Source organism: Pseudomonas sp. FEN (genome assembly GCF_904067045.1).
Taxonomy (GTDB): Bacteria; Pseudomonadota; Gammaproteobacteria; order Pseudomonadales; family Pseudomonadaceae; genus Aquipseudomonas.
This window is the reverse complement of sequence record NZ_CAJFDC010000011.1, coordinates 58,982-75,916: the sequence shown is the minus strand read 5'-3', so window position 1 is coordinate 75,916 and position 16,935 is coordinate 58,982. Positions and strand designations below refer to the sequence as shown.

At 61.1% G+C, this 16,935-nt stretch carries 15 protein-coding genes; 13 read left to right on the top strand and 2 right to left on the bottom strand.

From position 1 onward, the window contains the following. Nucleotides 1-4: 4 nt before the first annotated feature. Complete coding sequence (locus tag PFEN_RS12005) at nucleotides 5-448, top strand: PaaI family thioesterase (protein WP_191487057.1); 444 nt, start codon at nucleotides 5-7, stop codon at nucleotides 446-448. Between the two features lie 81 nt (nucleotides 449-529). Here the strand turns inward: PFEN_RS12005 and PFEN_RS12000 are convergent, their stop codons facing one another. Next, complete coding sequence (locus tag PFEN_RS12000; protein ID WP_191487056.1) at nucleotides 530-1,417, bottom strand: LysR family transcriptional regulator; 888 nt, start codon at nucleotides 1,415-1,417, stop codon at nucleotides 530-532. A 183-nt stretch (nucleotides 1,418-1,600) separates the two neighbouring features. Here PFEN_RS12000 and PFEN_RS11995 point away from each other — a divergent pair, with 183 nt between their 5' ends. Together PFEN_RS11995 and PFEN_RS11990 are read left to right on the top strand one after the other, a co-directional pair. Then, the gene (locus PFEN_RS11995; protein WP_224770950.1) at nucleotides 1,601-2,104 is read left to right on the top strand and encodes an ester cyclase; all 504 of its coding nucleotides are present in this window, start codon (nucleotides 1,601-1,603) and stop codon (nucleotides 2,102-2,104) included. Nucleotides 2,105-2,426: 322 nt separating this feature from the next. After that, the gene (locus tag PFEN_RS11990) at nucleotides 2,427-2,627 is read left to right on the top strand and encodes a hypothetical protein (RefSeq protein ID WP_191487054.1); all 201 of its coding nucleotides are present in this window, start codon (nucleotides 2,427-2,429) and stop codon (nucleotides 2,625-2,627) included. Between the two features lie 20 nt (nucleotides 2,628-2,647). Here the strand turns inward: PFEN_RS11990 and PFEN_RS11985 are convergent, their stop codons facing one another. Continuing rightward, the gene (locus PFEN_RS11985) at nucleotides 2,648-3,568 is read right to left on the bottom strand and encodes a MurR/RpiR family transcriptional regulator (protein ID WP_191487053.1); all 921 of its coding nucleotides are present in this window, start codon (nucleotides 3,566-3,568) and stop codon (nucleotides 2,648-2,650) included. A gap of 280 nt (nucleotides 3,569-3,848) precedes the next feature. Between PFEN_RS11985 and PFEN_RS11980 the strand changes: the two genes are divergently transcribed. The 10 genes from PFEN_RS11980 to PFEN_RS11935 all read left to right on the top strand — a co-directional run bounded on the left by PFEN_RS11980 (nucleotide 3,849) and on the right by PFEN_RS11935 (nucleotide 16,894). Continuing rightward, nucleotides 3,849-5,786, top strand: coding sequence for a bifunctional 5-dehydro-2-deoxygluconokinase/5-dehydro-2-deoxyphosphogluconate aldolase (locus PFEN_RS11980; RefSeq protein ID WP_191487052.1), 1,938 nt, complete (start codon nucleotides 3,849-3,851; stop codon nucleotides 5,784-5,786). A gap of 203 nt (nucleotides 5,787-5,989) precedes the next feature. Further along, complete coding sequence (gene iolE, locus PFEN_RS11975; protein ID WP_191487051.1) at nucleotides 5,990-6,883, top strand: myo-inosose-2 dehydratase; 894 nt, start codon at nucleotides 5,990-5,992, stop codon at nucleotides 6,881-6,883. Next, complete coding sequence (gene iolB / locus PFEN_RS11970; RefSeq protein ID WP_191487050.1) at nucleotides 6,880-7,689, top strand: 5-deoxy-glucuronate isomerase; 810 nt, start codon at nucleotides 6,880-6,882, stop codon at nucleotides 7,687-7,689. The genes iolE and iolB overlap by 4 nt, the downstream gene beginning before the upstream one ends. A 40-nt stretch (nucleotides 7,690-7,729) precedes the next feature. Then, entirely contained in the window at nucleotides 7,730-9,232 is a 1,503-nt protein-coding gene (locus PFEN_RS11965; RefSeq protein WP_191487049.1) for a CoA-acylating methylmalonate-semialdehyde dehydrogenase, read from the top strand. Nucleotides 9,233-9,267: 35 nt separating this feature from the next. Next, a complete protein-coding gene (locus tag PFEN_RS11960) occupies nucleotides 9,268-10,098 on the top strand; it encodes a TIM barrel protein (RefSeq protein WP_191487048.1) in 831 nt (276 codons plus the stop codon). Continuing rightward, entirely contained in the window at nucleotides 10,095-12,026 is a 1,932-nt protein-coding gene (iolD, locus tag PFEN_RS11955) for a 3D-(3,5/4)-trihydroxycyclohexane-1,2-dione acylhydrolase (decyclizing) (protein ID WP_191487047.1), read from the top strand. The genes PFEN_RS11960 and iolD overlap by 4 nt, the downstream gene beginning before the upstream one ends. A gap of 43 nt (nucleotides 12,027-12,069) precedes the next feature. Further along, nucleotides 12,070-13,080, top strand: a complete 1,011-nt coding sequence (locus tag PFEN_RS11950; RefSeq protein WP_191487046.1) for a Gfo/Idh/MocA family oxidoreductase — start codon at nucleotides 12,070-12,072, stop codon at nucleotides 13,078-13,080. A gap of 159 nt (nucleotides 13,081-13,239) precedes the next feature. After that, a complete protein-coding gene (locus PFEN_RS11945) occupies nucleotides 13,240-14,166 on the top strand; it encodes a sugar ABC transporter substrate-binding protein (protein ID WP_191487045.1) in 927 nt (308 codons plus the stop codon). 70 nt (nucleotides 14,167-14,236) lie between these two features. Beyond that, the gene (locus tag PFEN_RS11940; protein ID WP_191487044.1) at nucleotides 14,237-15,805 is read left to right on the top strand and encodes a sugar ABC transporter ATP-binding protein; all 1,569 of its coding nucleotides are present in this window, start codon (nucleotides 14,237-14,239) and stop codon (nucleotides 15,803-15,805) included. A 66-nt stretch (nucleotides 15,806-15,871) separates the two neighbouring features. Then, entirely contained in the window at nucleotides 15,872-16,894 is a 1,023-nt protein-coding gene (locus PFEN_RS11935; RefSeq protein WP_191487043.1) for an ABC transporter permease, read from the top strand. The last annotated feature ends 41 nt before the right edge of the window (nucleotides 16,895-16,935 follow it).

The following is a 16,935-nucleotide window of genomic DNA, read 5'->3' as shown; positions in this document are numbered from 1 at the left end:
TACCATGGAAGATTTCAACGCCAGTAACCCGGACTTTGAAAAACATGTTCAGGGCGCCGTACTCAGTATGCCAGCGGCTAAATTGCTGGGTTTTCACTATAACTACCTGAAACCGGGCTATTGCGAGATCGAGCAGCCCACCCGCAAGGAGCTCACTCAGCACAGCGGTTTTTTTCAAGGTGGTATCGTTGGTGCATTGGCCGACTTTGCCGGTGGTTCGGCCGCTGGGACCCTGTTACCGCCTGGCTGGATCAATATGACGACCGACTTCACGGTTAAGCTGATCGCTCCGGCGGACGGTGAAAAGCTGCTGGCCAGGGGGCGCGTCATCAACGCATCGAACAATACGACGATTGCGGCCGCCGATTTGTTTGCGGTGAAACAAGGTAAGGAAACCCTTTGCGCCACCGCCCTGGTGACGATGCGCAATATTCCCCTCAAGACCTGAAGCGTTTTTTGAGGGGGGCTGATAGTGTCGTCCAGGCTTGAAAATCGGATGTCGACAATGGCCCCGCGGATTTTGTCGGCATCAAAGCACGGCGAGCCGGGCGCCGAGCGCGTCAAGAAAGATCCTCGTTTTGCTCGGCGTAAAGCGTCTGGAAGGCAGTAGGGCGTAGATCGGCGCATCGGCACTGTGCCACTCTCGCAGGATATGAACCAGGCGACCGGCGGCGAGGTCGCCGGCCACGTCGACTCTGGATTTGAGCATGATCCCATGACCGCCCAGCGCCCAGTCGCGCACGGCATCGCCACTGTTGGCCTGGAGCCGCGAGCGCGGTTGGAAATCGAACACTTCGTTTCGTGGGCCTTCCAGGTGCCATGGCTGTGAGAGATCGTTGAAGCGCAGACACCCATGATGCTCCAGATCCTGTGCGGACCGAGGCTCTCCATGACGTTCGAGATACGCGGGCGCGGCTACCAGAATCCGCCGATTGTCAGCCAGCTTATGCATGATCGCGCTGCTATCCCGGGGTTGGCCGATCCGCACCGCGACATCGATCCGCTCGTGCGTCAGATCGACAATCCGGTCATCGAGCCTGAGTTCGATATCCAGCTGCGGATGGCGCTCGACCAGTTCAGCCACCAACGACACCAGGTGAATGCGTCCGAAAGAAATGGGTGAACTGACCCGTAGCATGCCAAACGGTTCTTCACCGCCGAGCATCATTCGAGACTCGGCCGCCTCCAACTCCTCGAGTATCCGATCGACATGCGCGATCAGGGCCAGTCCCTCATGGGTCGCGGACAGTGTGCGCGTGGTCCGGTTGATCAGCCGCTGTCCTGCCCGACGCTCCAGCGTCATGAGCCGTTTGCTGACCACGGCCAGCCCCACGCCCAGCTCGCGCGCGGCGGCAGACAAGCTGCCGCAGGCCAGGATCCGTTGGAAGGTACGAAGCTCGTTGAGGTCGTCCAACATATTCTCAACCCTTGTTCAATAAACTATCTGCCAATAGCCATATTCTCTTCCTCAAGGCAAGAGGCAACACTCTGCGCACCTGAACGGAAGCCTCTGTTCAATTGGTCCTGCTCTCATCAAGGAATCCTGACAATGCCACAACGTTTCAATCGCTCCCGCTCTCTCTACGTCCACGGCGCGGCCATGTTCTTCGGCCTGGCACTTTCAGGCGCCGCATCCGCCGCGACCGCTGATCTGGTGAAGCCCGGTGTACTGCTGGTCGACAAGAGTCTTGCGCCCGCGCAAGTGCACAGCATGGAAATCGCCGCCCGCCGTTACGACACGTTCTGGCACACCGGTGACGAAGCTTTTGCCCGTGAGGCGCTGGCGGACAACTTCATCGACAAAACCCCGCCTGCCGGGCGCAAGCAGGGACCGGAGGGGCCATTGCTGGCCTCGCGGGCGTTTCGTGGCGCGGTGCCCGATCTCAGTTGCGAGGTCGAACAAATGCTGATCGCGGGAGACCGGGTCGTGGCGCACCTGCATTTTCGCGGGCACTTCACCGGAACCTTCGGCGAGACCCAAGGCCGGGGTCAAACCGTGGACTTCATCGCCACCGATATCTATCAGATCGACAATGGCAAGATCGCCGCGAACTGGCATATCGAAGACAACCTGACGTTGATGAAGCAGTTGGGGATGTTATGAATATCGTTGTCTGAAATGCCATTCGGCGAGCGTGGGGTGCTTGATCGGGTAACACACAAGATGACGCCTGCTGACAACGATAAAAATCGCGCTGCTGGCGATTAGCACTAGAGATCGCTTGTGGGGCAAGCTCGCGCTTGGGCGATGGCGAAAGCCCTGTCATCGAGGCCTCCACAAGCTGAGGGAAACGTCTGAAAGACTGGAAAATAGCGGATTGCGGCGTTGAGACTACAATCGAGTACCAAGGGGGCGCACAGAAGCAGTAGAGAAAACCCCGGCATAGCCGATACACTGCTGTCCTGATTGCTCGAGTCCGTTTGCGATGACCCTCACCGACGCTGTCCTCATCCTCCTGCTGGCGGCCCGCATCCATGGCACCGACGATGCCGTGCGGGCATCCGCCAGGAGCTGTGTGAAAAAATTGCCGCGTGGCAAGCGCGAGTTGATCTACAACGTGATCAACAGCCGCAGCCCCATGGAGATGGTGGCCTTGATGGCCGAGAACCTGCAGTTGGACGACTAGGCATTCTGGTCGCCGCCGGGTCAGTCCTCGAACCCGACCTGCTCGTGAATCCCGTCCATCTTCAACTCCAGTCGATAAGCCACGGCGATGAACAGCGCCTGGCACAGGCACAGGCTCGCACTCAAGGAACGGAAGGCAAACGAACTGCCCTCATTCACCAGCAGCACCGTACTGGCGCGCTTGGCCAGGGGGGACAGGTTGCTGTCGGTGATGGTCAGGGTCTTTGCCTGGTGCAATTGCGCGATACGCAGGCAATGCTGGGTTTCCTTGGCGTAGGGCGAGAAGCTGATGGCGATCACCAGGTCATCGGCGCGCACGCTGCGCATCTGTTCGCGATAGCTGCCACCCAGGCCCGAGACCAGGTGAATGCGCTTGTTGGTGTGCTGCAGGTTGTAGACCAGGTAGTCCGCCACCGCGAATGAGCGACGCACCCCCACCACATAGATATTCTCGGCATTCACCACCAGGTCAACGGCGGCGTCGAACGCCTGCTCGTTCAGTTCCAGGCCCAGGCGCTCGATACCGGAAAGCGTGGCATTGATGCATTCGCGCGCCAGGTCGCCGGCACTGGCTTTCTGCGATTTGTTGTCGATCAGACTGCGAATACGTTGCTGGTAATTCTGTGCCGGCGAGGTCTTGTGGGTATAGGCCTGGCGAAACAACGCCTGCATTTCACTGAAACCGCTGAAACCGAAGCGCTGGGAAAAGCGCACGATGGCCGAAGGGTGGACTTCGCATTCACGGGCGATATCGCTGATCCGGTCGACCATGATCCGGTCGCTCTGCTCGCTTATATAGCTGGCGATGCGTTTGAGCTGGCGCGGCAGGCTTTCGTATTCCTCGGTGATCAGTTGCAGTAGACGCTCGGCATTGATCGGAGGGCTGGCGATATCGCCCTCGGGTGCGCATTCGGGCGTAGCTGGCTGATCGGTGCGGGACATGGGAAATCCTTCTGGCTTGTGCTTGTGGCTGGCTGGCAGCGCCTAGTCTACAGGGGCGGGGCTAATAAAATCTTGAATGCGGCGTCAGCTGGAGCGATGCTGAATCGTTCCACTTCGGCAGGTTGCGCTCTGTTCAGTCTAATGGAAAATTTATTCCATATAAAAAATAATAGAAAATATATTGAATGTCGTTGCGAGACGTTCTAGTCTGGCCTCACACCAAAAACGTTCGCGCTCGCACCACGGCGGACGCAGGCTGATAAAAATAACAGGAGCCAGCATGGGCCAGACTCGTTTTGCCAGTGGGCGTCAATTGGATCTGATCTGCCTCGGGCGCCTTGGCGTCGACCTCTACGCGCAGCAAGTCGGCGCGCGGCTGGAGGATGTCTCAAGCTTTGCCAAATACCTCGGTGGATCCTCCGCCAACATTGCCTTTGGCACGGCCCGCCTGGGGATGAAGTCGGCGATGTTGAGCCGGGTCGGGGACGATCATATGGGTCGCTTCCTGGTCGAATCCCTGGCCCGTGAAGGCTGCGACACCCGCGGGATCAAGGTCGACCCGGAACGTCTCACCGCCATGGTGCTGCTCGGTCTCAAGGACCGCGAAACCTTTCCGCTGGTGTTCTACCGCGAGAACTGCGCCGACATGGCCCTGCGCGCCGAAGATATCCGCGAGGACTTTGTCGCCTCCAGCAAGGCGTTGCTGATCACCGGTACGCATTTCTCCACCGCCGGTGTCTACAAGGCGAGTATCCAGGCCCTGGACTATGCGCAAAAACACAATGTCCGGCGCGTGCTCGATATCGATTACCGCCCGGTACTCTGGGGGCTGGCCGGCAAGGCCGACGGCGAGACCCGGTTTGTCGCCGACCAGCAGGTCAGCCAGCATGTGCAAAGCATCCTTCCACGCTTCGATCTGATCGTCGGGACTGAAGAAGAATTCTTGATCGCCGGTGGCAGCCAGGACTTGCTCACGGCGCTGCGGACCGTGCGTTCGCTGAGCGCCGCGACCCTGGTGGTCAAGCTCGGCGCGCAAGGCTGTACGGTGATTCACGGGCCGATTCCGCTACGTCTCGAGGACGGCGCTATTTACCCGGGTGTGCGGGTCGAGGTGCTCAACGTACTGGGCGCCGGCGATGCCTTTATGTCGGGCTTCCTTTGCGGTTGGCTGGAGGACGCCAGCGATGAGCGCTGCTGTCAGTTGGCCAATGCCTGTGGTGGCTTGGTGGTGTCGCGGCATGCCTGCGCCCCGGCAATGCCGACCCGCGCCGAACTCGAATACCTGTTCAACAGCCCGCTGCCGATTACCCGGCCCGATCGGGACACGACGCTGCAACGTCTGCATCAGGTCAGTGTGCCGCGCAAAGCCTGGAAGCAACTGTTCATCTTTGCCTTTGACCACCGCGGGCAACTGGTGGAGCTGGCCCATAAGGGCGGCCGTGATCTCAACAGCATCGGTGAGCTCAAGCTGCTGTTCATCCAGGCCGTGGAGCGGGTCGAGGCCGATCTACGCAAACAGGGGATCGACGCGGATGTCGGTCTGCTGGCCGATCAGCGCTTTGGCCAGGATGCGTTGAATGCCGCCACCGGTCGCGGTTGGTGGGTCGCGCGTCCAGTGGAAGTCCAGGGCTCGCGCCCGCTGGCCTTCGAGCAGGGCCGCTCCATCGGCAGCAACCTGATTGCCTGGCCGCAGGAGCAGATCATCAAGTGCCTGGTGCAGTTCCATCCGGATGACGAGCCCCTGCTACGTCTGGAGCAGGAGGCGCAGATCAAGGCCCTGTACCAGGCGTCGCAGGTCAGCGGGCATGAATTGCTGCTGGAGATCATTCCGCCCAAGGATCATCCGTCGACTTATTCCGATGTGCTGTATCGCGCCCTCAAGCGCCTCTACAACCTGGATATCTACCCGGCCTGGTGGAAGATCGAAGCGCAAAGCGCGGCTGAATGGGAACAACTCGATGCGCTGATTCAAGAGCGCGATCCCTATTGTCGAGGCGTGGTGCTGCTGGGCCTGAACGCGCCGGCGGCAACCCTTGCCCAAGGTTTCCAGCAGGCCAGCCAGAGCCGGACCTGCCGTGGCTTTGCCGTCGGCCGGACGATTTTCCAGGAGCCCAGCCGGGCCTGGATGGCTGGTGAAATCGATAATGAAGCGTTGATCCGGCAGGTACAGGCGACGTTTGCCGGCTTGATCGATGCCTGGCGCGCGGCCCGCGGCTGAATAAAACATCTGATTGCTGGGGCTTTTGTGGCGAGGGAGCTTGCTCCCGTTGGACTGCGAAGCAGTCCTGAATCAACCGGCCTGGTTTATCAGGTAAACCGCATTCACTGGTTTTACGACTGCTGCGCAGCCGAGCGGGAGCAAGCTCCCTGGCCACAGGCGATCAGTTGAATATTTTAGAGAAAACAATAAAAGGTGCAGCCATGCCCGCTATCCGAATTGGCATCAACCCGATCTCCTGGAGTAACGACGACTTGCCTTCGCTGGGCGGCGAGACCCCGCTGAGCACCGCCCTCAGCGAAGGCAAGGCCATCGGTTACGCAGGTTTCGAGCTCAACGGCAAGTTCCCCAAGGACGCCAAAGGCGTCGGCGATGTGCTGCGGCCTTACGACCTGGCGCTGGTCTCCGGTTGGTATTCCAGCCGTCTGGCGCGGCGTTCGGTGGCCGAGGAAATCGACGCCATCGCCAGCCATGTCGAGTTGCTGGCGCAGAACGGCGCCAAGGTACTGGTCTATGGCGAAGTCGCCGACTCCATTCAAGGCCAGCGCATTGCGCTGGTGGAGCGCCCACGTTTTCACAGCGAGCAGGCCTGGCGGGAATATGCCGACAAACTCACCGAGTTGGCCCGCTTTACCCTGTCCCGCGGGGTGCGCCTGGCCTATCACCACCATATGGGGGCCTACGTCGAGTCGCCGGCCGACATCGATCAATTGATGGCGCTGACCGGCAGCGAAGTGGGCTTGTTGTTCGATTCGGGCCATTGCTACTTGGGGGGTGGCGAACCGCTCGAGGTGCTGCGCAAACATATCGCTCGGGTCTGCCACGTGCACTTCAAGGATGTGCGCAAAGCAGTGGTGCAACTGGCACGCAACAACCTCTGGAGTTTCCCGGACTGCATCGTCAACGGCACTTTCACCGTGCCCGGCGATGGCGATATCGACTTTGCCGCGCTGCTGGATGTGTTGCTGGCCGCCGATTATCACGGTTGGCTGGTGGTCGAGGCTGAGCAGGATCCGGCCGTCGCCCCGAGTTATGTCTACGCCAAGAAAGGTTTCGACACCTTGCGCGCGTTGCTGAATCAGAGGACCGGACAATGAGCCTGTTGGTCAAGAGCAACGCCAAGGGACGGACCCTGGTCGAGTTACCGGCCGGCACTCTGGAGTATGTCGGCTTCGCCGCCTATCGCCTGAGCCTCGGCGAAACCCTGCCGGTCAGCGCTGGCGACCAGGAGCTGTGTCTGGTGCTGCTCGGTGGGCGGGTCGGCATCAAGGGTGAAGCCCCGGGGCAGGGCGCCTTTGACTGGGACAATATCGGCGATCGCCAGTCGGTGTTCGAGGACAAATCACCCTATGCCGTCTACCTGCCACCTGGCAGTCAGGCACAGGTGGTGGCCTTGAGCGACGTGCAGATTGCCGTCTGCGCCGCCCCGGGTTCGCCCGCGGCGGGCCATGGCCCACGTCTGATCACTCCGCAGAGCATGAAGCGCAGCGTGCGCGGCAAGGGCGCCAATACCCGCTATGTCTGCGACATCCTGCCGGACACCGAGCCCGCGCATTCGCTGCTGGTGGTGGAGGTGCGCACGCCGTCCGGGCATTCGTCGAGCTACCCGCCGCACAAGCACGACACCGACGACCTGCCGCACCAGAGTTTTCTCGAGGAGACCTATTACCACCAGGTCAACCCGCCCCAGGGCTTTGTCTTTCAGCGTGTCTACACCGATGACCGTTCCATCGACCAGGCCATGGCCGTGGAAAACAGCGACCTGGTGGTGGTGCCCAAGGGCTATCACCCGGTCAGCGTGCCCTACGGCTACGAGTCGTATTACCTGAACGTGATGGCCGGCCCCAAGCGCGTCTGGCACTTTCATAACGACCCTCGGCACAGCTGGCTGCTGGACCTGTAGTTCCCGGGCGATTTCAACTTTCGGATGGAGAACAAGAACAATGAGTGAGGCTCCGGTTTTAGGCCACTACATCAACGGCCAGTTGCGCGATAGTGGCAGCGAGCGTTTCAGCAACGTCTTCAATCCGGCCACCGGTAGCGTGCAGGCGCGGGTCGGGCTGGCCAGCCAGCAGACCGTCGATGACGCCGTTGCCAGCGCCGTGAAGGCCTTCCCGGCCTGGTCCGAGCAATCGTCCCTGCGGCGCTCGCGGGTGATGTTCAAGTTCAAGGAGCTGCTCGATAAGCACCACGACGAACTCGCCGAAATCATCTGCCGGGAGCATGGCAAGGTGTTTTCCGATGCCAAGGGCGAAGTCACTCGCGGCATCGAAATCGTCGAATACGCCTGTGGTGCGCCGAGCCTGCTGAAAACTGATTTCAGCGACAATATCGGCGGCGGTATCGACAATTGGAATCTGCGCCAACCCCTCGGCGTCTGCGCCGGGATCACGCCGTTCAATTTTCCGGTGATGGTGCCACTGTGGATGATCCCGCTGGCGCTGGTGACCGGTAACTGCTTCATCCTCAAACCGTCCGAGCGCGACCCGTCGGCCAGTCTGTTGATGGCTCGGCTGTTAAGCGAAGCTGGCTTGCCGGACGGCGTGTTCAGCGTGGTGCAGGGCGACAAGATAGCGGTCGATGCCTTGCTGCAACACCCGGATATCGAGGCCATTTCCTTTGTCGGCTCGACGCCGATTGCCGAGTACATCCACCAGCAGGCCACTTCACGCGGCAAGCGGGTGCAGGCCCTGGGCGGGGCGAAGAATCACATGATCGTCATGCCCGACGCCGATCTCGACCAGGCCGCCGACGCCCTGATCGGCGCCGCCTACGGCTCGGCCGGCGAGCGCTGCATGGCGATCTCGATTGCCGTGGCGGTGGGCGATGTCGGTGACCGTTTGATTGCCCGACTGCTGCCACGTATCGACCGACTGAAAATCGGCAATGGCATGCAGCGTGACAGCGACATGGGGCCGCTGGTGACCGACGAGCACCAGGCCAAGGTCGAAGGCTTTATCAGCGAAGGCGTGGCCCAGGGCGCCCGACTGCTTGTCGACGGTCGCGGTTTCAAGGTGCCGGGGGCCGAAAACGGTTTCTTCGTCGGTGCCACGTTATTCGACAACGTCAGCACCGAGATGAGCATCTACCAGCAGGAAATCTTCGGCCCGGTGCTGGGAATCGTGCGGGTAGCGGATTTCGCCAGCGCCGTGGCGCTGATCAATGCCCACGAGTTCGGTAACGGGGTGTCCTGTTTCACCAGCGATGGCGGGGTCGCCCGTGCCTTTGCCCGCAACATCAGGGTCGGCATGGTCGGCATCAACGTGCCGATCCCGGTGCCCATGGCCTGGCACTCGTTCGGCGGCTGGAAACGCTCGTTGTTCGGCGACCACCACGCCTATGGCGAGGAAGGCCTGCGTTTCTACAGCCGCTACAAGAGTGTCATGCAGCGCTGGCCGGACAGCATTGCCAAAGGCCCTGAATTCAGCATGCCCACCGCCAAGTAGGCGATCTTCATCTTTGTCCGCGGAGAACAAGAATAATGAACCAGCCCCTGCGTTTCGCCCTGAACCGTATGGTTGCCCCACGTTTGCCACTGCCGCGGTTCATTGAGCTGGCGGTGGCGCTGAAAGCCGATGCCATCGAGATCCGCAACGATCTGATGGGCGTCGAGATCGAAGATGGCACGCCGGCCAGGCAGGTCCGCGAACTGTGCGCGGCGCACGGCATCAAGGTACTGTCGATCAACGCGTTGTACCCGTTTGATGTCTGGAACGCCGAACGTCGCGCGCAAACCCTGGTATTGGCCGCGTATGCCCGCGATTGTGGGGCGCGGGGGCTGGTGATGTGCCCGTTCAATGATCGCGACGATCCGCGCTCGGAGGTGCAACGCAGCGCCGGCTTGCGCACGGCCTTGAGCGAGCTGGCGCCGATTTTGCGCGAGTACGGGATTCTCGGTTTTATCGAGCCGTTGGGTTTCGAAGAGTGCGCTCTGCGGCGCAAGCGCGTGGCGGTGGAGGCGATCAGGGCGATTGGCGGGCTGGATGTGTTCCGCCTGGTGCATGACACCTTTCACCATCACCTGGCCGGCGAACAGGAGTTCTTCCCGGAACTGACGGGCCTGGTGCATATCTCCGGTGTCGAAGATGCGCAAGCGCCGCTGGCAACCCTCCGTGACGGCCATCGGGTGCTGGTGGGCGAGGCCGATATCCTCGGTAACGCGGCGCAGATCGAGACCCTGCTCGGCGGCGGCTACAGCGGCTACCTGTCGTTCGAGCCCTTTGCCGAAAGCCTGCATGGGCGGGCGGACATCCAGCAGGCGCTGGGCGCGAGCATGGCGCATCTGAAACAGGCGTTGGCGGTGCTGGCATGAGCACGACACGATTGACCATGGCCCAGGCGCTGGTGAAGTTCCTCGACAACCAATACGTCGAGGTCGATGGGGTGCAAAGCAAGTTCGTCGCCGGGGTCTTCACCATCTTCGGGCATGGCAATGTGCTGGGGCTCGGCCAGGCGCTGGAGCAGGACAGCGGCGACCTGGTGGTCCATCAAGGGCGCAACGAGCAGGGCATGGCCCACGCGGCCATCGGCTTTGCCAAGCAGCACCTGCGGCGGAAAATCTACGCCTGTACCTCTTCGGTCGGCCCCGGCGCGGCGAATATGCTCACCGCCGCCGCGACGGCGACCGCCAACCGGATTCCCTTGCTGCTGCTGCCTGGCGATGTCTACGCCAGTCGCCAACCGGACCCGGTGCTGCAACAGATCGAGCAGTTCCACGACCTGAGCATCAGCACCAACGATGCCTTCAAGGCGGTCAGCAAATACTGGGACCGCATCAACCGCCCGGAACAGTTGATGAGCGCGGCGATCCATGCCATGCGCGTGCTTACCGACCCGGCGGAAACCGGCGCGGTGACCCTGGCCTTGCCGCAGGATGTCCAGGCTGAAGCCTACGACTATCCCGATTACTTCCTGCAAAAACGCGTGCACCGCATCGACCGCCGCCCGGCCACCGAAGCCATGCTCGGTGACGCCGTGGCGTTGCTCAAGGGCAAGCGCAAACCATTGATCATTTGTGGCGGTGGGGTCCGCTACTCAGGCGCGAATGCGGCCTTGCAGGCCTTTGCCGAGCGCTTCGAGATTCCCTTCGCCGAGACCCAGGCCGGCAAGAGCGCGGTGCTGTCCAGTCATCCGCTGAATGTTGGCGGCATCGGCGAAACCGGCTGCCTGGCGGCTAACCTGCTGGCCAAGGAAGCCGACCTGATCATCGGCATCGGCACCCGCTACTCGGACTTCACCACCGCATCGAAATGGCTGTTCCAGCACCCCGAGGTGCAATTCCTCAACCTCAATATCAGTCCCTGCGATGCCCTGAAACTCGATGGCGTGCAGTTGTTGGCCGATGCCCGTTCAGGGTTGCAGGCGTTGACCGGGGCGCTGGGCGATTACCGCTGCGGCTGGGGCGAACAACCACGTCAGGCCAAGGCCCGGCTGGACGAGGAGGTTGACCGGGTCTATCGGGTCGAGTACCAGGCCAAGGATTTTGTCCCGGAGATCAACGACCACATGGATCCGGCGGTACTGCGTGAATTCATCGAGCTGACCGGTTCCTGCCTGACCCAGAGCCGGGTGCTCGGCGTGCTGAATGAAACCCTTGCCGACGACGCGGTGATCGTCGCCGCCGCCGGCAGCTTGCCTGGCGACCTGCAACGCAGCTGGCGTAGCAAGGGCGTGAACACCTACCACGTCGAGTATGGTTATTCCTGCATGGGCTACGAGGTCAATGCCGCCCTTGGGGTGAAACTCGCCGAGCCGGCGCGCGAGGTCTACGCGCTGGTCGGCGACGGCTCCTACATGATGCTGCACTCGGAACTGGTCACCTCGATCCAGGAGCGACGCAAGATCAACGTGATCCTGCTCGACAACATGACCTTCGGCTGCATCAACAACCTGCAGATGGGAAACGGTATGGGTAGCTTCGGTACCGAGTTCCGCTTCCGTGATCCGGCCACTGGCAAGCTCGACGGCGATTTTATCCCGGTGGACTTTGCCATGAGCGCGGCGGCCTACGGCTGCAAGACCTACAAGGTCAACACGATCGAGCAGTTGCAGGCGGCCCTGGCCGATGCGCGCTTGCAGACGGTGTCGACGCTGATCGACATCAAGGTCCTGCCCAAGACCATGATTCACAACTACCTGTCCTGGTGGCGGGTCGGCGTGGCGCAAGTCTCCACCAGCGCGCGTACCGATGCCGTCGCCAAAACCCTCAATGAACGACTGGCCAAGGCGCGTCAGTACTGACTGCCTGGCAACGACCCACAAACACGCCAACAGGAGTTTTTCCATGTCTTTAAAGCTGGGTGTCATCGGCACCGGGGCCATCGGCCAGGATCACATTCGTCGTTGCAGCAAGACCCTGCTCAACAGCCAGGTGGTGGCGGTGACCGACATCAATCTGCAGCAGGCGGCCAAGGTGGTTGCCGACCTGCAACTGAACGCCGAGGTGTACCTGGACGGCCATGTGCTGATCAATGCGCCGGAAGTCGAAGCGGTCCTGGTCACATCCTGGGGCCCCAGCCACGAGGAGTTCGTGCTGGCGGCGATCGCGGCCGGCAAACCGGTGTTCTGCGAGAAGCCGCTGGCGGTCACCGCCGAGGGCTGCCGCAAGATCGCCGCCGCCGAAGTGGCCCATGGCAAGCGCCTGGTGCAGGTCGGTTTCATGCGCCCCTACGATGAAGGGTACCGGGCCCTCAAGGCGGTGATTGACAGCGGCCAGATCGGTGAGCCGTTGATGCTGCACTGCGCCCATCGCAACCCGAGCGTGGGCGAGAACTACAAGACCGACATGGCCATCACCGACACCCTGATCCATGAACTGGACGTGCTGCGCTGGTTGCTTGCCGACGACTACGTGTCGGTGCAGGTGGTATTCCCGCGCAAGACCAGCAAGGCCCACGCCCATTTGAAGGACCCGCAGATCGTCCTGCTGGAAACCGCCCGGGGCACGCGCATCGATGTCGAGGTCTTCGTCAACTGCCAGTACGGCTATGACATCCAATGCGAAGTGGTCGGTGAAACCGGGATCGCCAGGTTACCGGAGCCTTCGCAGGTGCAGCTGCGCAGCGGCGCCAAGCTGTCCAACGCGATCCTGATGGATTGGAAAGACCGCTTTATCGCCGCCTATGACGTCGAGTTGCAGGCATTTATCGATGGTGTGCGTGCCGGCCAGGTCGGTGGACCGTCGGCGTGGGATGGCCTGGCGGCGGCGGTGGCGGCGGATGCCTGCATCGAAGCGCAGGGTAGTGGGGCAATTGTGCGGATCGCGCTGCCCGAGCGGCCACGCTTCTATGCTTGATCAAAAGAAAAAATAATTTCTAAAATTTATTGAAATGGAAATTATTTTCCAATAGAGTCGATTTCAGGTTGTCGAGTGCCGACAATCGTGCGCTTGCCGGTCACTGAAAGAGTCACGCTTGATCCATAAAACCAACAAGAATGTGGAGAAAGACTTTTCATGAACACCAAGATTCGTTTCACCTCACTTGCCTTGTCCCTGATGCTCGCCAGTGGTGCTGCCTTCGCCGACCTGAAAATCGGAGTGAGCATGTCGCAGTTCGATGACACCTGGCTGACCTACCTGCGTGAGTCCATGGACCAGAAAGCCAAGGCCATGCCCGATGGCGTGAAACTGCAGTTCGAAGACGCCCGCAGCGACGTGGTCAAGCAATTGAGCCAGGTGGAAAGCTTCGTCAGCCAGAAAGTCGACGCCATCATCGTCAATCCGGTGGATACCGCGGCGACCCGGAAAATCACCGATGCGGCGGTCAAGGCCGGGATTCCCCTGGTCTACGTCAACCGTCGGCCGGATGACCTGAACCTGCCCAAGGGGGTGACCACCGTCGCGTCCAATGACCTCGAAGCCGGGCAGATGCAGATGCAGTACCTCGCCGATAAATTGAAAGGCAAGGGCGACATCGTGATCCTCCTCGGCGACCTGGCCAATAACTCCACTACCAACCGCACCAAGGGCGTCAAGGAAGTCCTGGTCAAGTACCCGGGCATCAAGATCGAGCAGGAGCAGACGGGCACCTGGCTGCGTGACAAGGGCATGACCCTGGTCAACGACTGGCTGACCCAAGGTCGAAAATTCGATGCCGTCGTCGCCAACAACGACGAGATGGCCATCGGTGCCTCGATGGCGCTGGAGCAGGCCGGAGTGAAAAAGGGTAGTGTGCTGATTGCCGGTGTCGACGGCACTCCGGATGGCCTGCGCGCGGTAAAAAAGGGCGATATGACCGTCTCGGTGTTCCAGGACGCCAAGGGTCAGGCAGTCGGTTCCCTCGATGCGGCGGTGAAGATGGCCAAGCATGAGCCAGTCGAGCAGGCGGTATGGGTACCGTATCGCCTGATCACCCCGGAAAACGTCGACCAGTTCAAATAGTCAGTCCGTTCAATAACAACAATAAACAAGCCAGGTGGCACTGTCCGCCTTGCTGATGGAGTATCTGATCATGTTCGCTTCAGCGACTGCTTCGAGCAACCCGCTGGTGGGTATCCAGCCAACCGCCATACCTGTCGATGAGCCGTACCTGCTGGAGATTGTCAACGTCAGCAAGGGCTTTCCCGGGGTAGTGGCGCTGTCCGATGTACAGCTGCGGGTGCGCCCGGGGTCGGTGCTGGCCTTGATGGGCGAGAACGGTGCCGGCAAATCCACGCTGATGAAAATCATCGCCGGCATCTACCAGCCGGACGCCGGCGAGCTGCGCCTGCGCGGCAAGCCGGTGATCTTCGAGACACCGTTGGCCGCCTTGCAGTCCGGGATCGCAATGATCCACCAGGAACTCAACCTGATGCCGCACATGAGCGTCGCCGAGAATATCTGGATCGGCCGCGAGCAGCTCAATGGCCTGCGCATGATCGATCATGGGGAAATGCACCGCTGCACGGCGAAACTGCTGGAGCGGCTGCGCATCAACCTCGACCCGGAGGAGCACGTCGGCAACCTGAGCATCGCCGAACGGCAGATGGTCGAGATCGCCAAGGCCGTGTCCTACGACTCCGACATCCTGATCATGGATGAACCGACCTCGGCCATCACCGACAAGGAAGTCGCCCACCTGTTCTCGATCATTGCCGACCTCAAGGCTCAGGGCAAGGGCATCATCTACATCACCCACAAAATGAACGAGGTGTTCGCCATCGCCGATGAAGTGGCGGTGTTCCGTGACGGTGCCTATATCGGCCTGCAACGGGCCGACAGCATGGATGGCGACAGCCTGATCTCGATGATGGTTGGACGTGAGCTGAGCCAATTGTTTCCGGTGCGCGAAAAGCCGATCGGCAAGCTGTTGATGTCGGTACGCGACTTGCGCCTGGAGGGTATTTTCCAGGGGGTGTCGTTCGACCTGCATGCCGGCGAGATCCTCGGCATTGCCGGGCTGATGGGCTCGGGACGGACCAATGTCGCCGAAGCGCTGTTCGGCATCACCCCGAGCGATGGCGGTGAGATTCACCTCGATGGCCTGCCGGTACGGATCAGCGACCCGCACCTGGCCATCGAGAAGGGCTTTGCCCTGCTCACCGAGGACCGCAAGCTCAGCGGCCTGTTTCCGTGCCTCTCGGTCATGGAAAACATGGAGATGGCGGTGCTGCCGCATTACGTCGGTGGCAACGGTTTCATCCAGCAGAAGGCCTTGCGCGCCTTGTGCGAAGACATGTGCAAGAAGTTGCGGGTGAAAACCCCGTCGCTGGAGCAATGCATCGACACCTTGTCCGGTGGCAACCAGCAAAAGGCCTTGCTCGCCCGTTGGCTGATGACCAACCCACGGATCCTGATTCTCGACGAGCCGACCCGCGGTATCGACGTCGGCGCCAAGGCCGAGATCTACCGGTTGATCGCTTACCTCGCCAGCGAAGGCATGGCGGTGATCATGATTTCCTCGGAACTGCCGGAAGTGCTCGGCATGAGTGATCGGGTGATGGTGATGCACGAGGGTGACTTGATGGGCACCCTTGACCGTAGCGAGGCGACCCAGGAGCGGGTCATGCAACTGGCCTCCGGGATGACCGCGGTTCACTAGTGGTTCAACGAACTGAGGTCGGCGGCGCCAGTGCGCCCCGGCAACGCGAGAGAAGGGTGAGTGGTTATGAACGCAATACTGGAAAACAAACCTGCAACGGTACCGGTCAAGAGTCGCCGGCGCCTTCCCACCGAATTGAGTATCTTCCTGGTACTGATCGGCATTGGCCTGGTTTTTGAGGTGTTCGGCTGGATCGTGCGCGACCAGAGCTTCCTGATGAATTCCCAGCGCCTGGTGCTGATGATCCTGCAGGTCTCGATCATTGGTCTGCTGGCGATTGGCGTGACCCAGGTGATCATCACCACTGGCATCGACCTGTCGTCGGGCTCGGTGCTGGCGCTCTCGGCGATGATCGCCGCGAGCCTGGCGCAAACCTCGGATTTCGCTCGGGCGGTGTTTCCGTCGCTGACCGATCTGCCGGTGTGGATCCCGGTGCTCGTCGGGCTCGGGGTGGGACTGCTGGCGGGGGCGATCAATGGCAGCATCATTGCCCTGACCGGGATTCCACCCTTCATTGCCACCCTGGGCATGATGGTCTCGGCCCGCGGCCTGGCGCGTTACTACACCGAAGGCCAGCCGGTGAGCATGCTCTCGGATTCCTATACGGCGATCGGTCACGGCGCGATGCCGGTGATCATTTTCCTGGTGGTGGCGGTGATCTTCCACATCGCCCTGCGTTACACCAAGTACGGCAAGTACACCTATGCGATTGGCGGCAACATGCAGGCGGCGCGCACTTCGGGGATCAACGTCAAGCGCCACCTGGTGATCGTCTATAGCATCGCCGGGCTGCTGTCGGGGTTGGCTGGAGTAGTGGCCTCGGCACGTGCCGCCACCGGGCAGGCGGGCATGGGCATGTCTTACGAACTGGATGCGATTGCCGCGGCGGTGATCGGTGGGACCAGCCTGGCCGGTGGGGTGGGGCGCGTCAGCGGCACGGTGATCGGCGCGCTGATCCTCGGGGTCATGGCCAGCGGGTTCACCTTTGTCGGCGTCGATGCCTATATCCAGGACATCATCAAAGGGTTGATCATTGTGATCGCGGTGGTCATCGACCAATACCGCAACAAGCGCAAACTCAAGCGCTGAGTTTACCGTAAACGACAAGGGCCTGTTCAGGCCCTTGTTGT

Coding starts and splice junctions, on each gene's coding strand:
- PFEN_RS11950 (WP_191487046.1), top strand. CDS start 12,070: ATGTCTTTAAAGCTGGGTGTCATCGGCACCGGGGCCATCGGCCAGGAT.
- PFEN_RS11960 (WP_191487048.1), top strand. CDS start 9,268: ATGAACCAGCCCCTGCGTTTCGCCCTGAACCGTATGGTTGCCCCACGT.
- iolD (WP_191487047.1), top strand. CDS start 10,095: ATGAGCACGACACGATTGACCATGGCCCAGGCGCTGGTGAAGTTCCTC.
- iolB (WP_191487050.1), top strand. CDS start 6,880: ATGAGCCTGTTGGTCAAGAGCAACGCCAAGGGACGGACCCTGGTCGAG.
- PFEN_RS11990 (WP_191487054.1), top strand. CDS start 2,427: ATGACCCTCACCGACGCTGTCCTCATCCTCCTGCTGGCGGCCCGCATC.
- PFEN_RS11980 (WP_191487052.1), top strand. CDS start 3,849: ATGGGCCAGACTCGTTTTGCCAGTGGGCGTCAATTGGATCTGATCTGC.
- PFEN_RS11940 (WP_191487044.1), top strand. CDS start 14,237: ATGTTCGCTTCAGCGACTGCTTCGAGCAACCCGCTGGTGGGTATCCAG.
- iolE (WP_191487051.1), top strand. CDS start 5,990: ATGCCCGCTATCCGAATTGGCATCAACCCGATCTCCTGGAGTAACGAC.
- PFEN_RS11935 (WP_191487043.1), top strand. CDS start 15,872: ATGAACGCAATACTGGAAAACAAACCTGCAACGGTACCGGTCAAGAGT.
- PFEN_RS11995 (WP_224770950.1), top strand. CDS start 1,601: ATGTTCTTCGGCCTGGCACTTTCAGGCGCCGCATCCGCCGCGACCGCT.
- PFEN_RS12005 (WP_191487057.1), top strand. CDS start 5: ATGGAAGATTTCAACGCCAGTAACCCGGACTTTGAAAAACATGTTCAG.
- PFEN_RS11965 (WP_191487049.1), top strand. CDS start 7,730: ATGAGTGAGGCTCCGGTTTTAGGCCACTACATCAACGGCCAGTTGCGC.
- PFEN_RS12000 (WP_191487056.1), bottom strand. CDS start 1,417: ATGTTGGACGACCTCAACGAGCTTCGTACCTTCCAACGGATCCTGGCC.
- PFEN_RS11985 (WP_191487053.1), bottom strand. CDS start 3,568: ATGTCCCGCACCGATCAGCCAGCTACGCCCGAATGCGCACCCGAGGGC.
- PFEN_RS11945 (WP_191487045.1), top strand. CDS start 13,240: ATGAACACCAAGATTCGTTTCACCTCACTTGCCTTGTCCCTGATGCTC.